This window comes from Allobosea sp. LC85 (assembly GCF_000735605.1).
Taxonomy (GTDB): Bacteria; Pseudomonadota; Alphaproteobacteria; order Rhizobiales; family Beijerinckiaceae; genus Allobosea.
The window spans coordinates 70,511-86,097 of sequence record NZ_JPKG01000006.1 but is presented as its reverse complement, the minus strand read 5'-3'; the positions used below and the strand labels follow the sequence as shown (position 1 = coordinate 86,097).

The following is a 15,587-nucleotide window of genomic DNA, read 5'->3' as shown; positions in this document are numbered from 1 at the left end:
ATTCTGCCTGAAATGGGGCCTAAAGCCAGCGTTCGTAACCCATTTTTCAGTGTTCCCATGGAACCTCCCCGGCATGCCGAGGCAATGCCCGGCTCGATGCTTCTCGGGGGTGGGTATCGATATGCGGATTTCTCTGCGTTTTCAGGATCTGCGGCTCAGGACCAAGATCGCGATCCCGCTGATCGTGCTCGGATTGATCAGCGTCGCAACTGCCATCTATGCCGGTCGTGAATACGCGCGGATCCAGAAGGCATATTCCGATCTGATATCGAACAGCGCGACGGCGATCCTCGATTCGGGCCGCACCACCCGCGCCATGACGGATATCGTGCGCGATCTCTACAAGGCGATCGCCTATCCCGAATTCATGAAGCAGAACGCGACCAGCATCGAGGATGTGCGCAAGGCTTATGATCGCGCGCAGTTCCAACTGATCGAGGCCAAGATCAGTTTCCCGCAGAAGGCTGCAGAGTTCGACGCCATGGGCCGGGCACTTTCTGCGCTCAAACCGCAGATCGACGATATCGTCGCCCAGGCCGCGAAGGACGAGGATCTGGCGGCGCTGTCGGTCATGTCCCAGCTCGATCGTACCATTGGCGAGATCGTCACCGCTGCAGGCAAGCTCAACGAAGCCATCAAGACGGAAACCCAGGCGACCTCGGAAACGCTCGATGCCGAGGCCAGGGAACTGAGCATTGTGATCCTGGCACTCTCGGCTCTGGGCATCCTGCTCGGCCTGGGTGGTGCTGCCTTGCTCACCCGGATTTCGATTACCCGGCCGCTGGAAGCATTGAAGTCGCGCATGGATGATCTGGCCAGGGGCGATTACGCGGTCGAGGTCCAGGGGCAGGGGCGCAAGGACGAGATCGGCGCGATGGCGCGTGCGGTCCAGGTCTTCAAGGAAAACGGCCTTGCCGTGCAGCGTCTTGAAGCGGAGAGCGCCGAGGGACGAGATCTCTCCGAACAGCAGCGCCGGCTGATCGAGAGCGAGCGCGCTGAACAGGCAAGGCAGCAGGAGCAACTGGTTGGGGAGCAGGCACAGGTCATGGGCCTGCTCGCAGAGGGCCTCGATCTGCTTTCGAAGAGCGATCTCAGCCACCGCATCGATGCCGAGGTTGCCACTGCCTACGAGAAGCTGCGCGACGATTTCAATACGGCGGTCAGTCATCTCTCGGCGACAATCACGACCATCCAGGCGACTGCAGCCGATGTCGGCAACGCAGCACGCGAGATCAATATGGGCGCTGATGATCTGTCAAAACGCACCGAGGAGCAGGCGTCCTCGCTGGAGGAGACGGCAGCCACCACGGAAGAGCTTGCTGCCTCGGTCAAGGCTTCCGCGCATGCATCGAGGCAGGCCGTCTCGCTGGCCGATGAGGCGATGAGCGTGGCGCAAAGGGGCGGCGCGATCGTCCATGATGCCGTTGCTGCGATGGCGCGCATCGAGACGGCCTCACGAAAGATCTCGGACATTACCTCGGTCATCGACGAGATCGCCTTTCAGACCAATCTGCTCGCGTTGAATGCGGCGGTCGAAGCGGCGCGCGCAGGCGATGCCGGCAGGGGCTTTGCCGTGGTCGCCTCGGAGGTCCGCACGCTGGCGCAGCGCTCGGGCGAGGCCGCCAAGGGAATCAGCGCACTGATCTCGGAATCGGGAGCGGAGGTGGCGCAGGGCGTCGGGCTTGTCCGCTCTGCCGGCGAAGCGCTCGATCAAATTGTCGCGGCTTCGCGAAAAGTCTCAGCGACGGTCTCCGAAATCTCCGCCGCTTCGGCCGAGCAGGCCAACGGAATCGACGAGATGAGCCAGGCGGTTGCGCATATGGACGAGATGACCCAGCAGAACTTCGCGCTCGCCGAGCAGAGCGCGGCTTCTGCCGGTGCACTCGGCGATCAGATCCGGCGCCTCAACGATCTCGTCTCAAGCTTCCGCACGCGCGACAGCGTCGCCGATCTCCGGGCGATCGCCGCCGCAATGTCCGAAGGCCAGAGTGCCGAGATCGAATGGTTGCGGCGGCGCAGCGCCTGAGCTGGGCGGGTCGACGGGGCGCCTAGAGCATGCTGCGAAAAAGTGGCAACGGCTTTTTGCATCAAGCATGCTCTAAACGATGAGAGTCGATCACGCTGCGTTTGGACGATTTCGTCCAAACGCAGCGTGATCTAGCGGCGCTGCCCGCCGCCGAGCATCGCGTCCAGAATCGACTTCAGCGCATTCTGATGGTCGTCCTGCACCTGCCGACCATGCTCGAACATCTGGTTCAGCGCATCGAGGCCGATCGAGCCCGGGCCGGCTTCGCCCGAGGGCGCAGGCTGGTCCGGCTCAGGCTCATGCTGTGCTGCGGGCCGGGTGGCCTGACTACGCGGCTGCGATGGGGGCGGTGCTGCCTGGGGCTGCGTCGCTGCGCCGCCGAGCATCCCGGTCAGGATCTGGCCGAGAAGCCCACCCATCGGGTCGGCCTCGGCCGGTCCGCCGGGCCTTGCCCCGCCCAAGGGACCACCGCCAAAGGGGCCGCCGCCAAAGGGGCCGCCGCCCTGTGTCGGGGGAGCACCGGCCGCCTGCCCGAACAGGCTCCCGAGAATCGCGTCGAGCGAGCTCCCCGGAGTTTGCGGTTGCGCCTGCGGCGTTGGCTGCTGGCCCGGCATCTTGCCCTGCATCATCTCGGCGAACTGCCCGAAGATGCCGCCGAGCCCCTGGTTGCTGGTCGACTTGAACAACCCGCCCATGATCATGGAGGCGATGACGGGCAGCATCTGCTTCAGAACCGCCTGACCGACACCGCTGGTCGCCGCAGCCTGGGCCGCCAGCGCGTTGCTGACCTCCTTCGAGCCGAAGAGCTGGTTGAGGACGTTGTTGCCCATCAGCGCGGCGTTGTCGGGAATGCCGTCGCCATCGGCGTCATAGAGCGAGCCGAAGGGCGAGGCCGTCATCATCTGGGCGAGATTGCCGAAGGCGCGCGGGTCCTGCGTCTGGCGCTGCAGTCCCATTGTGAAGGCCGGCAGCAAGGCGTCGAGCGCGCTCTGCATCTGCTGTTGGCTGAGCCCGTATTGCCGAGCCAGATTCTGCATGGCCTGCCCGTTCTGGGCCGATTGCATCATCTCGAACAGGTTCATCATGGCGCCTCTCCGTCTGGTCGCGGTCTGCCGCCGCCTGCACTCCGGACGATAGCAGGGCGGGGCCGGCAGGCAAGCGAGGCTCACGCGCCCCTGGATACTCGCGCCCTTGGATGCTCAAGCGCCCTTGGATGCTCACGCGCCCTTGGGCTGGCGCTCCAGGCGCGTGATGCCGCGATAGGCAAAGACCAGCGCAACCAGGCCGAAGACGACCGCCCCGAGCGCTGTGCCGACCATCGCGCCCTTCGGCCCGGCATAATGGGCGCCGACCCAGGCCATCGGCATCGTCCCGAGCGTTGCGCGCCCCCAGCTGAAGAGGGTCGACAGGATCGGCATGCCGAGATTGTTGAACGCGGCATTGGCGACGAAGAGCACGGCAACGAAGATCCACATCGGCCCGGAGATCAGACAGAAGAACATCACCAGCTCGGCCGTCAGGCCGCTGGCATTGAAGACAGTGACGATCGGGCCGCGCAGCAGCAGGAGCGCGAGCCAGGCGATGCAGACGCAGGCCACGGCGAAGATCACGGAATCACTGAGCGCGCGGCGCATGCGGTCGAAACGGCCGGCTCCCCAATTCTGGCCGAGGATCGGCCCGACTGCGCCGGACAGGGCGAAGATCACGCCGAAGGCCACCGGCACCAACCGGTCCATGATCGCCATGGCCGCGATCGCGCCATCGCCGAAGCGCGCGAAGATGCTGGCGAAGACCGCATTCGCGATTGGTGTCGAGAGATTGGTCAGGATCGCCGGGCCGGCGATGGCGAGTGCGCGGGGTGTGTCGGCGCGCAGCGCTTGCCGGCTCGGCATGCCGACCATGTCGTGGATCTTCACCGCACCGCGGAAGCCGACAAAGGCAAAGATGACGCGTGAGAGCACTGTCGCCCAGGCGGCGCCGTCTGTGCCGAGCGCGAAGCCAAAAATGAAGAGCGGATCGAGCACCGCGGTTGCGAGCCCGCCCCCGAGGGTCACGAACATGGCACGCCGGGCATCGCCGATGGCGCGCAGCACACCTGAAAAGCCGATGCCGAGCGCCATCAGAAGATTGGAGGGCAGGGCGATCCAAAGGAACGAGAGGGCGACGTCATAGGCTTCGCCATGCGCACCAAGATGCCTCAGGAACCAGGGCAGGCAAGGCAATGCCAGCAGCGTGAGCACGATCGCGGCAAGCCCCATCAGGGTCATGGCGGAGCCTGCGATCCGCCGCGCGCCCTTGCGGTCTCCGGCGCCGAGCGTGCGGGAGGTCAGCGCCGAAACCGCGATCATGAAACCGATATTGATCGAGACCGTCAGGAACAGCACGATCGTCGCGAAGCCGACACCTGCGGTGGCTGCCGGCCGGCCGAGCCAGGAGACGTAGAGCAGCGAAAGCAGGTCGACGACGAAAATCGCCATCAGCCCGACCGCTCCGGTTGCGGTCATCACCGCGACATGGCGAAAGGTCGAGCCGCTGACGAAGACGGCCTGGTTGGGGCTGACGGGTGCGTTCACCGCTCCGGTTCTCCGACGCCGCCGACCGCGACTTCAGCTCCGCCATCCTCGATGACCTCGCGCGTCTCCTCGGTGAGCGCCCTGGACTTGGCCTTCGGCTGAACCAGCGGTTCCGGCGAGACGCGCGGCACCTTCTGGATGCCCGCGGCGATGCCCTCGTGGTACTGGATCTCCATGCGCTGGGCGTCGCGGTCCCGGACATTGTCGATGACCAGGCTGGCTTCGTCATAGCTGAGGCCGAGGCTTTCGAGCGTCACCCGCCCGAAGCCCAGCGCCGACTCGAAGGTCTCGCGCATCTGGAAGTCGACGTCGGCCTTCATCAGGTCGATCGCGTGGACACGGTCATAGGCCCGCACATGCAGCCGTGCCGACGGGAACTCGGCCCTGGCCATTTCGACGATGCGCAAGGCCGCTTCGCGATTGTCGATGCAGATGCAGATGATCTTGGCCTTACCGGCGCCCGCGGCGCGCAGCACGTCGAGCCTCGTGCCGTCGCCGTAATAGATGCGGAAGCCGAACTTGGCCGCCGACCGGATGCGCTCGACATTGGAGTCGATGATCGTCACCGGGATATGCTGAAGCAGCAGCGCCTGGGTCACCACCTGCCCGAACCGGCCGAACCCGATGACCATGACGGAGCCGCCGGCGCCTTCGAAATCCTCTTCCATCGTTTCCGCCGGGGCCGCGCGCCTGGTCAGCCAGAGATCGATCAGCTTGGCGGCAACCGGCCCGATCAGCATCGACAGCGCGGCGAGCGACGTGGCGATGGCCGCCTGTTGGACGTTCAGCAGCCCAAGTGCAGCGCCGAGCGGCAGCAGTACGAAGGCGAACTCGCCCGCCGGCGAGAGCAGGGCGCCGGCGCGTATGGCTTCGGTCCTCGACGAGCAGGAGACGCGCAGGATCGTTGCCGCGACCACGATCTTGAAGGCGACAAGCAGCGGCGCCGCGAGCGCCAGCAGCAATGCGTTGTCGAAAACGAGCTGGAGGTCGAGAGACATGCCGACCGCCATGAAGAACAGGCCGAGCAGCACGCCACGGAACGGCTCGATGTCCGCCTCGAGCTCGTGCCGGAAATGCGAGTCCGCCAGCAGCACTCCGGCGAGGAAGGCGCCCATGGCCATGGAGAGGCCGACCCGCTCCATCAGCATCGCGGCGCCGAGCACGATCAGCAGTGCGGCCGCGGTCATCACGTCCTTCGCGCCGGTGCTGGCGAGAATCCGGAAGAACGGGTTGAGCAGGTAGCGACCGACGAGCACGAGCAGCGCCACGGCGAGCAGGGCGAGGCCCAGTCCCGCCAGGGCCGGAGCGCTGTCATGGTTCTGCGTCCCGGTGGTTGCCAGCAAGGGGAGCAACGCCAGCGCCGGAGCGATCGAGATATCCTGGAACAGCAGGATCGAGAAGGTGCGCCGGCCATAGGTTTCGCTGCCGTCGCCGCGCTCCTCCAGGACCTGCAGGGCTATCGATGTCGCGGACAGGGCGAGGGCAAGTCCCACAGTGATCGCGCCGCCGACCGAGAGACCGAGCTTCCAGCCAACGAGCCCGATTGCCGTCGCGCTGAGCGCCATTTGCGCGAGGCCGGCGCCGAGGATGTCCTTGCGCATCGAGTAGAGGCGCGACGGTTGAAGCTCCAGCCCAACCAGGAAGAGCAACAATACGACTCCGATCTCGGCAGTGCCCCGGATCGCGTCCGGGTCATTGACCAGCGCGAGCACCGAGGGACCGATCGCGATGCCGGCCGCAAGGTAACCGAGTACGGCGGACTGACCGAGCCGACGGAACAGCGGCACAGCAATGACTGCGCCGGCGCAAAAAATCAGGATCGGGGGCAGGTAACTCGTGTGACTGGCGTCGGCCATGGTAACTCTTCGTTGTGGAAAGCAGGCTCGCGCAAGCGCCACAGCCGACCATGCTGTCTATCTAGGCTCTTCCTCGTTGCGCTGCGAGGGGCGAGTTGCGCAACCGCGCGTCACATCCTGCGGCGCTGCTCTTCCTTGACATCGCAGGGCGCACGCCGAAAGAAGGCGCTGACTGTTCCCAAGGCCTCGAAACCGCGTGACCAAGCCGCCGCTCGACATCCTGCTTTGTGCCCCGCGCGGCTTTTGCGCTGGGGTCGTGCGCGCCATCGACGCGGTCGAGAAGGCGCTCGCGCTGCATGGTGCGCCGGTCTATGTGCGCCACGAGATCGTGCACAACAAATACGTCGTCGAATCGCTCAAGCGCAAAGGCGCGATCTTCGTCGCGGAGTTGTCGGAGGTGCCGGACACCACCCGTCCGGTGATATTTTCGGCCCATGGCGTGCCGAAATCCGTTCCTGCGGAGGCAGCATCGCGGACGCTCTTCGCCATCGACGCGACCTGCCCGCTGGTCACCAAGGTGCATCGCGAGGCGGAGGTTCATCACAAGCGCGGCCGCCATATCCTGCTCGTCGGCCATGCCGGCCACCCCGAAGTCATCGGTACGATGGGTCAATTGCCTCCGGGGGCGATCACACTGATCGAGACGCTGGACGATGTGGCTGAGCTCGCTCCCCCTGCCGGACAGCCGCTCGCCTATGTCACCCAGACCACGCTTTCGGTCGATGACACGCGGGGCATCGTCCAGGCGCTGCAGGCGCGTTTTCCTGAGCTGATCGCGCCGCACAAGGAAGATATCTGCTACGCCACCACGAACCGCCAGGAGGCGGTGAAGCGGGTTGCCCCGCTGGTCGACGGGCTTCTCGTCGTCGGCTCGCCCAACTCCTCCAATTCGCAGCGCCTGCGCGAAGTCGCCGAGCGGGCCGGCTGCCCCTCCGCACGGCTGGTGCTGCGCGCCGACGAAATCGACTGGTCGATCTTCGGTGCGATCAAGCGGCTGGGTATCACGGCCGGCGCCAGCGCTCCCGAGGTGCTGGTCGAAGAGATCATCGATGCCTTTGCCGAGCGCTATGAAGTCCGCGTCGAGACCGTCTCGACCGCCGACGAAAGCGTCTTCTTCCCCCTGCCGCGCGAACTGCGCGGCGAGCCTGCGCCGAATGCGGCCGAGTGAGCGAATTTGGCCGTCTATACTGAAGTGCCCGACGATGAGATGGCTGCCTTCGTGGCGCGCTACGGCATTGGCGACCTGCTGGCGGTCAAGGGCATTGCCGAGGGGGTCTCGAACTCCAATTTCCTGCTGCACACCACGCAGGGCTTCTTCATCCTGACGCTCTACGAAGAGCGGGTGAGCGCGGCCGATCTGCCGTTCTTCCTCGGGCTGATGGAGCATTTGGCCGAGCGCGGGCTGATCTGCCCGCTGCCGGTCAAGGCGCAGGACGGTCTGGCGGTAAGCCGGCTGGCGGGCCGGCCGGCGGCGATCGTGACCTTCCTCGACGGTCTCTCCGTGCGCCGCCCGACGGCTGCTCATTGCGGCGAGGTCGGGCGTGGGCTGGCGCTCCTGCACAAGGCGGGCGAGGGCTTCGGCATGACCAGGTCCAATGATCTGTCAGTCGGCGGCTGGCGGCCGCTGGCGGAACAGGCCGGTTCCGGGGCCGAGACGGTCTCGCCTGGACTGGCGAAGCGCGTCATGACGGAAATCGCGTTCCACGAGGCCAACTGGCCGCAGAGCCTGCCGCGCGGCGTCATCCATGCCGACCTCTTTCCCAATAATGTCTTCTTCATCAAGGACCGGCTGTCGGGGCTGATCGACTTCTATTTCGCCTGCACCGACGCCTTCGCCTATGATCTCGCCATCTGCCTGAATGCCTGGTGCTTCGAGGCCGATGCTTCGTTCAATCTCACCAAGGGGCAGGCGATCCTCGCGGGCTATGAGAGCGTGCGTCCCCTGACCTCCGCAGAGGTTGAGGCGCTTCCGGCGCTCTGTCGCGGCTCGGCCCTGCGCTTCCTGCTGACCCGGCTGGTGGACTGGCTGAATGTTCCGCCGGGGGCCCTGGTCAAGCCGCTCGATCCGCTCGAATACGACCGCAAGCTTGCCTTCCACCAGCGCGTCGGCGACGCCCGCGAATACGGTCTGAAACGATGAGCGATACAGTCGAGGTCTGGACCGACGGGGCTTGTTCGGGCAATCCCGGCCCCGGGGGCTGGGGTGCGATCCTCAGCTACAAAGGCAAGGCGCGCGAGCTCTCGGGCGGCGAGCAAATGACCACCAATAACCGCATGGAGCTGATGGCCGCGATTTCGGCGCTCGAGACGCTGACGCGGCCCTGCACGGTGGCGCTGCATACCGACAGCCAGTACCTGCGCCAGGGCATCACCGGCTGGATCCATGGTTGGAAGAAGAATGGCTGGAAGACGGCCGACCGGAAGCCGGTGAAGAACGAGGAGCTCTGGAAGCGCCTCGATGCTGCACTCGGCCGCCACAAGATCGAGTGGAAATGGGTCAGGGGCCATGCCGGCGACGAGATGAACGAGCGCGCCGACGCGCTCGCCCGCGCCGGCATGGCGCCGTTCAAGCCCGGGCGATAGAGTCCGGTCGACGCGTCAGCCGAGCGGCTGACGGTAGACCAGGAAGCCCGAGAGGTCGGCAACCTTGTCGTAGAGCTCGCGCGCCTGAAGATTCGTCTCATGCGTCTGCCAGTAGACGCGGAAACAGTCCTTGGCCTCGGCCATCTGCCGCACCGCCTCGATCAGCTTGCGGCCGCCGCCGCCGCCGCGAATATCCGGGCTGACGAACAGATCCTGCAGATAGCAGATATCTTTGGCGCTCCAGGTGGTGCGGTGCGTGACCCAGTGCACGATGCCGACTGCCTTGCCGTCGCGCTCGGCGATGAACCCGCCCATCGGCTCCTTGCCGCCGGTCAGGCGGGCGAACGTCAGGTCATGGATATCTTCGGGCAGACTCGACTTGTAGAAGGTCAGATAGCCCTGCCAGAGCGGCCCCCAGGCGATGCGGTCGCTCGCGACGAGCGGGCGGATGGTGATCTCGGACATGCAGCTCTCCCAGTAGCGGCTTCAGGCTAAAGCATCGGCCCGAAAAGTGGATTGCGGTTTTCGGGAAAGACGATGCAAACACAGAAGGTTAGATCATCGGGCCGGATACGATATCCGGTTCGATGATCTAGCCCGCGGCCGCTGCATCTGTCTCATGACAAAGCGCCATGCGTTCGATCAGCATCGCTGCGCAGGCAGGAAAAAGCCCGCGCGGCGGGGTGCCGGGCGGGCCTCCTCATACGCGGGGCGCTCAGAGCTGCTTCAGCATTTCCTCGGCGCCGGAGACGTCGGCCTTGCCGGGAGCGTCCTCGACATTGAGGGCCGCGACCACGCCGTTCTCGACGATCATCGAATAGCGCTGCGAGCGGGTGCCGAGGCCGAAGCCCGAGCCGTCGAGTGAAAGCCCGATCTCCTTGGCAAAATCGGCATTGCCGTCCGAGAGGAACTCGATGACGCCGACTGCGCCGGTCGCCTTCGACCAGGCATCCATGACGAAGACGTCGTTGACGCCGGTCACCATGATGGCGTCGACGCCCTTGCCCTTGATCTCGGCAGCCTTGCCGAGATAGCCAGGGAGGTGATTCTTGTGGCAGGTCGGCGTAAACGCGCCGGGCACCGCGAACAGCACCACCTTCTTGTCCTTGAACAGGTCCTCGGTCGTCTTGGCTGCCGGGCCGTCCGCCGTCATCACGCGGAATGTCGCCTGCGGAAGAGTGTCACCCACCTTGATCGTCATCGCCTGTTCTCCGTGAGCCATGCGGCCTTCGCCGCTCGGTCAGGGATTAGGGCTTGGCGATCGGGATGTCGAGTTCAAGCCGCGTCTCGACCGCGGCCGGCTTGCCGCGCACCGTCACGATGAAGGGCACCGGCCCCGCGGCGCCCTTGGGACGGTCGGTAATCCGGACATGGGCGAGCACCGTGCCATCTGTCTGGGGCTTCAGGATCGGCTTGCTGAAGGACCATGCGCCCGGCCCCTCGACGAAGACATCCTCGATCGCGCCGTCCGGCGGAGCCTGCAGCACGAGTTTGACCTTGGGTTCAGGGCCGGCTTCGCCCGGCAGCACCTCGATGACCGAGATCTTCTCCTTGTGGGGGCCGAGCTTGACGGGAATCGGCACCCGCGCCTCGAAGCTCTCGAGCCGCGGCGAGGTCACCGCGGTCACGCCGGGCTCGAGCCAGAGCTGAGCCTCGCCCTTGGCGGGAATGCACATCTTCTCGCAGACGGCATAATCGAGCTTGAGCACAACCATGACCGGCTTGCTGGGGTCGACCGGCTGCACCGACACCGGCACCACAACCTCGCCGACATAGCCGATCGAAAAGCCGGTGCCGTCCTCGAAGCGTTCTGGCGCGGGCCAGCGCACGTCGAGGCCGCCGACATTGGTCGAGCCGCTCCAGTCGAAGGAGGGAGGAACGCCGGAATCGCCCGGGTTGCGCCAATAGGTCTTGTAGCCGGGCGCCATGGTGATCTCGACGCCGATGCGTTGCTTGCCCGAGGGGGCAGTCGCGCCGGCGATCAGGCGGATCGAGGAATGCGTGCCGTGGGACCATGACGACACTGCCGCCTCCTGCGCCTGAGCAGGGGCGCTGAACGCCAGCGCGGCGAGCGCGAGTGAGAGCAATGCCGACTTCACGATGACCGTCTTAGGGAATGCGTCTGCAAAAAGCGAAACAATCTCTCTCACATCTGCTGGCAATCATGTGTCATGCAGCCCGTTCATCCTATGCCGCATGATTGGGGCGCAATCGCGGTGCCGGCATTTTCGAGGACACCGGTTTCCAGCCGAGCCGATTGGATTTAGCATGGTGGCATGAAGATCGGATCCAGCCAACGCGTCAGCGGCCGCAGCTACCTCGACGGGCAGTGCCTGATCGCCATGCCTGGCATGTCCGACACGCGGTTCAGCCGCAGCGTGGTCTATATCTGTGCGCATTCCGAGGATGGCGCCATGGGCATCATCCTCAACAAGCCGGCGCCGGACACGCGGTTTCCCGATCTTCTGGTCCAGCTCGACGTCATTCCTTCGGAGGAGTTGATTCGGCTGCCGAGCCAGGCCGAACGGATGCAGGTGCTGCGCGGCGGACCGGTCGAGACGAAGCGAGGCTTCGTGCTGCACTCCTCAGACTTCTTCCTGGAATCGGCGACCTTGCCGATCGACAATGGCATCTGTCTGACGGCGACCCTGGATATCCTGCGGGCCATTGCCATCGGCAGCGGTCCGGAGAACGCGGTGCTCGCTCTTGGTTACGCAGGCTGGGGAGCGGGCCAGCTTGAATCCGAGATTCAGTCGAATGGCTGGCTGCACTGCGCCGCGGACCCCGCGCTGCTCTTCGACGACAGCACCGAAACCAAATACCATCGCGCGCTGCACAAGATCGGCATCGATCCCGCGTTCCTGTCGAGCACGGCCGGACACGCTTGACCGCTCCGGCTTCCCTCCTGAAGCAGGGAAGGGCTTAAGCTGCTTCCGAAGAGGACGCGGCGCTCGCGCCCACCAGTCTGCGGGCTTCGGCTGCGCTCATTGGCTGACCGAAGATGTAGCCCTGCGCATATTGGCAGCCGAGCTGGTAGAGCTCGATCGCATCCGACTCCGTCTCCGCTCCCTCGGCAACGACATCCATGCGCAGGTCGGCGGCGAGCTGGACGATCGAGCGCAGGATCACCGGCGGTTTTCCGTTGCCCATCTGGCGCACGAAGCTCTGATCGACCTTGATCGTGTCGAACGGGAAGCGCTGCAGGTAGGACAGCGAGGAATAGCCGGTGCCGAAATCGTCGAGCGAGAGCCCAGCGCCGAGTTCGCGGATGCGAGAGAGCATCTGCGCGGCATATTCCGGATTCTCCATCACCAGGCTTTCGGTGATCTCAAGCTTGAGGGTGCCCGGCAATACGCGCCGACGCGCCAGCACCGTCTTGACGTCATGCAGCAGGTCGTGGCGCAGCAACTGGCGGCTGGAGACGTTGACGCTGGCGAAGATCGGTGGGTCGACCTCGAGAGCGGCCTGCCAGGCGGCGAGCTCGCGGGCGGTGCGATCCATCACATAGACGCCGAGATCGACAATCAACCCGGTCTCCTCGGCGATGGCCAGGAAGTCCTGCGGCAGCAGCCGGCCCTCGCGCGGGTGGTCCCAGCGCACCAACGCTTCGAAGCCCGCGATGGTCCGGTCCTCCAGCCTGACGATCGGCTGGTACATCACCTGGATCTCGCCGCGCTCGATGGCACGGCGCAGGTCGCTCTCCAGGGCAAGGCGATCGTTGCGATCGGTCCGCATCGCGGGAACGAAGACCTCGATCTTGTTGCCGCCCTGGCGCTTGGCATGAGCCATCGCCAGCTCGGCGTTCTTCAGAGCATCGTCCTTGCGGGCCGCCGGCGAGGAGTCGAACAACGCAAGCCCGATCGAAGGCGTCAGAAAGATTTCGCGTTCCGCGAAGGTCACGGGCGTCGAGACGGCGCGGCGCACGAGTTCCGCCAGCGCCAGGATGCGCTCGGGATCCCGCTCGGAGACGAGGATCATGGCGAAGGTGTCGCCGCCGATGCGGGCAAGCGTGTCCTGCGCTCGCAGCAGGCGGCCGAGCCTGCGGGCAAGCGTCAGCAGGATCGAATCGCCTGCGGAGAACCCAACCGACTCGTTGACCTGCTTGAAGCGGTCGATGTCGATGACGATCACCGTCGGGCGGATGTTGTCGTCGGCGCGGCAGAAGCCGAAGACGGCGCCTAGGCGGTCCTGGAACAGCTTGCGGTTGGGCAGGCCGGTCAAGTTGTCATGCACCGCGTCGTGCAGCAGCCGCTCCTGCGCTGTCCTCTGCTCGGTGACATCGGCGAGCGTGCCGATCACGCGGATGACCTCACCATTCGAGCCGATGACCGGCCGGGCCTTGAGGTTGAACCAGTGATAGGCGCCGTTGGCGGCCCGCAGGCGGAAATCGAGCTGCAGCTTGCCGCGCCGCTGTTCCAGCACGGCATCGAGCGTGACGCGATAACGGTCGCGATCGGCAACATGCATGTATTCAAGCCAGCGCGCCGCCGAACCTTCGAGCGCTCCGCGCGACAGGCCAAGCAGGGTCTCGGTCTGCGGCGAGACGAAGATCTTGTCGGCGCTGACATCCCAGTCGAAGACGAGATCGCCGGAGCCCGACAGCGCAAGCGCCCGCCGCTCGGTGTCGGAGACGAGTCCCTGGGCCAGCGCGCCGCCGGCGAAGGCGTGCTGAATGACTGTGAAGCCGATCAGCAGCACGATCAGCACCAACCCGCCGATCAGGGCGGGCGCGACGAGGTCGCGCTGGAACTGGCCGGTGACCGTGAACCCGGCCGCCGTCACCCAGACAGCGAGCAGGAACCAGGTCGGGATCAGCATGACCGCACGCTCGTAGCCATGTGTCGCCAGATGCAGGATCAGCACGAAGCCGACGGCCGCGACGGCTGCGATCGAGATCCGCGCGATGCCCGACGCCATCGGGGCATCGAAGACAGCGAGACCGACGAGGCCGAACAGGCCGAGGATCCAGATAATCGTTACGTGGCTGTAGCGGACATGCCAGCGCGACAGGTTGAGATAGGCGAAGAGGAAGACGAGCAGCGTCGCTGCCAGCACGACCTCGGCTCCGGCGCGGTAGATGCGCTCGATCGCCGGTGTCAGCGGGAAGATACGCTGGAAGAAGCCGAAATCGAGCCCTGCATAGGCGAGAACGGCCCAGGCCAGGGCGGCGGCTGCCGGGAAGATCACCGCTCCCTTGACCACGAAGATGATGGTCAGGAAGAGCGCGAGCAGGCCGGCAATGCCGATGATGATGCCCTTGTAGAGCGTCAACCCGTTGGTCTTCTGGCGATAGGCCTCCTGCTCGAACAGATAGAGCTGCGGCAGGTTCGGAGATTTCAGCTCGGCGACGAAGGTCACCGTCGTGCCCGGATCGAGCGTGATCATGAAGACGTCGGCGTCCGGACTATCCTCGCGCTCGGGTCGAAGCCCTTGGCTCGCCGTCACGGCCTCGATCCGCGTGTCGCCGAGATCGGGCCAGATCACGCCGGAGCCAATCAGGCGATGGAACGGCGCGACCAGCAGCCGGTCGATCTGCTCGTCGGAATCATTGGTCAGCGCGAAGACGATCCAGTCCGGCCGTGCGCCTGACTCGCGCGCCCGGACCGCGATGCGGCGCACGATGCCGTCGGGCCCCGGCGCGGTGGAGATCTGGATGACGTCGCCATCGGATTTGTTGCGCTCGACCACATGGGTCAGGTCGATTACGGGTGCGTCGACAGGGACGCGGACGGCCTCGACGGCCTGTGCCGGCGCGGCCAGGGACAGCACGAACAGGAGTGCGAGGCCGACAAAGGCAAGGCCGAACCGGAGAAGTCGGTCAGGAGGGGACAAGCGCGACTCGGTAACAGTGTGGGCCGCGCTCAAGCGGGGCGGGAGACCGAGTCGTACCGACCGGTCGTGGCGAGGGCAAGGCAGAGGCGCAGCCCTGTGGATCATCGCGCGCCGCCCGTCTCCGCGGGGTCGAGCAGCCGGTCCGTGGAAAGCATGGCATAGAGCAGATGGTCCGCCCAGTTTCCGTTGATGCGCAGATAGGCCCGCGCCTCGCCTTCGCAGCGGAAGCCGACGCGCTCCAGCAGCCGGCGAGACGGCTCATTGCCCGGCAGGCAGGCGGCCTCGACGCGATGCAGGCCAAGGTCGGAAAAGGCGAAGCGCACCGCGCCGCGCACGGCCTCGGTCATATGTCCCTTGCCGGCGTGGCGTTGCCCCATCCAGTAGCCAAGCGTGCAGGCCTGGGCGACGCCACGACGAATCAGCCCGAGCGTCAATCCCCCCAACAGCGTTTCGCTGCCGGCGTCGAAGATGAAGAGAGGGTAGGCTTCGTCAGCCGCGATCTCGCGCGCGGCACGCTTGATGCGCAGGCGGAACGAGTTCCGCGTCAGGTCCTCCTCATTCCAGACCGGTTCCCAGGGGGTCAGGAATTCCCGGCTCTCCATCCGTAGCACTGCCCAAGCCGCATAGTCGTTCGCCAGTGGCGCCCGCAGGAACAGGTTCGGCGTGCGAACGAGCGGACGGGCCGGCGGGTCGGTCGAGAAGCGGAAGAGAGCCATG

13 protein-coding genes are annotated in these 15,587 nt (G+C 65.6%); 5 read left to right on the top strand and 8 right to left on the bottom strand.

The genetic code is table 11. The annotated features are described in order from the left end of the window. Window positions 1–121: 121 nt before the first annotated feature. Window positions 122–2,026 (top strand): methyl-accepting chemotaxis protein, encoded by a 1,905-nt coding sequence (locus tag FG93_RS30960; RefSeq protein WP_161783754.1) that lies wholly within the window; start codon window positions 122–124, stop codon window positions 2,024–2,026. A gap of 131 nt (window positions 2,027–2,157) precedes the next feature. Here FG93_RS30960 and FG93_RS01475 read toward each other — a convergent pair whose 3' ends face one another. The 3 genes from FG93_RS01475 to FG93_RS01465 form a co-directional block, all read right to left on the bottom strand. Continuing rightward, window positions 2,158–3,111: a DUF937 domain-containing protein gene (locus tag FG93_RS01475; RefSeq protein WP_043231085.1), complete on the bottom strand. Its 954-nt coding sequence runs from the start codon at window positions 3,109–3,111 to the stop codon at window positions 2,158–2,160. Window positions 3,112–3,243: 132 nt separating this feature from the next. Further along, window positions 3,244–4,599, bottom strand: coding sequence for an MATE family efflux transporter (locus FG93_RS01470; protein ID WP_043231083.1), 1,356 nt, complete (start codon window positions 4,597–4,599; stop codon window positions 3,244–3,246). After that, window positions 4,596–6,455, bottom strand: a complete 1,860-nt coding sequence (locus FG93_RS01465) for a monovalent cation:proton antiporter-2 (CPA2) family protein (protein WP_043231081.1) — start codon at window positions 6,453–6,455, stop codon at window positions 4,596–4,598. The genes FG93_RS01470 and FG93_RS01465 overlap by 4 nt, the downstream gene beginning before the upstream one ends. A 196-nt stretch (window positions 6,456–6,651) precedes the next feature. Here FG93_RS01465 and ispH point away from each other — a divergent pair, with 196 nt between their 5' ends. Genes ispH through rnhA form a run of 3 tightly spaced genes read left to right on the top strand, consistent with a single transcriptional unit; the run spans window position 6,652 to window position 9,038 of the window. After that, window positions 6,652–7,623: a 4-hydroxy-3-methylbut-2-enyl diphosphate reductase gene (ispH, locus tag FG93_RS01460; protein WP_052513196.1), complete on the top strand. Its 972-nt coding sequence runs from the start codon at window positions 6,652–6,654 to the stop codon at window positions 7,621–7,623. 6 nt (window positions 7,624–7,629) lie between these two features. Further along, entirely contained in the window at window positions 7,630–8,595 is a 966-nt protein-coding gene (locus tag FG93_RS01455; RefSeq protein ID WP_043231078.1) for a homoserine kinase, read from the top strand. After that, window positions 8,592–9,038, top strand: coding sequence for a ribonuclease HI (gene rnhA, locus FG93_RS01450; protein WP_043231076.1), 447 nt, complete (start codon window positions 8,592–8,594; stop codon window positions 9,036–9,038). The genes FG93_RS01455 and rnhA overlap by 4 nt, the downstream gene beginning before the upstream one ends. A gap of 15 nt (window positions 9,039–9,053) precedes the next feature. On the opposite strand, the gene FG93_RS01445 is transcribed toward rnhA, so the two are convergent. From FG93_RS01445 to FG93_RS30955, 3 genes are all read right to left on the bottom strand, one after another. After that, window positions 9,054–9,503, bottom strand: a complete 450-nt coding sequence (locus tag FG93_RS01445; protein WP_043231073.1) for a GNAT family N-acetyltransferase — start codon at window positions 9,501–9,503, stop codon at window positions 9,054–9,056. Between the two features lie 250 nt (window positions 9,504–9,753). Further along, window positions 9,754–10,239 carry a peroxiredoxin gene (locus FG93_RS01440; protein ID WP_043231071.1) on the bottom strand — a complete coding sequence of 162 codons (486 nt, stop codon included), beginning with the start codon at window positions 10,237–10,239 and terminating at the stop codon, window positions 9,754–9,756. A gap of 46 nt (window positions 10,240–10,285) precedes the next feature. Continuing rightward, window positions 10,286–11,137, bottom strand: a complete 852-nt coding sequence (locus FG93_RS30955) for a protein-disulfide reductase DsbD domain-containing protein (protein ID WP_152579252.1) — start codon at window positions 11,135–11,137, stop codon at window positions 10,286–10,288. Window positions 11,138–11,314: 177 nt separating this feature from the next. Here FG93_RS30955 and FG93_RS01430 point away from each other — a divergent pair, with 177 nt between their 5' ends. Further along, on the top strand, window positions 11,315–11,926 hold the full coding sequence (locus FG93_RS01430; protein WP_043231068.1) for a YqgE/AlgH family protein: 612 nt from the start codon (window positions 11,315–11,317) through the stop codon (window positions 11,924–11,926). A 34-nt stretch (window positions 11,927–11,960) separates the two neighbouring features. Here the strand turns inward: FG93_RS01430 and FG93_RS01425 are convergent, their stop codons facing one another. Next, complete coding sequence (locus FG93_RS01425; protein WP_052513193.1) at window positions 11,961–14,870, bottom strand: EAL domain-containing protein; 2,910 nt, start codon at window positions 14,868–14,870, stop codon at window positions 11,961–11,963. Window positions 14,871–14,971: 101 nt separating this feature from the next. Then, window positions 14,972–15,586 (bottom strand): GNAT family N-acetyltransferase, encoded by a 615-nt coding sequence (locus FG93_RS01420; RefSeq protein ID WP_043231065.1) that lies wholly within the window; start codon window positions 15,584–15,586, stop codon window positions 14,972–14,974. Window position 15,587 lies beyond the last annotated feature (1 nt).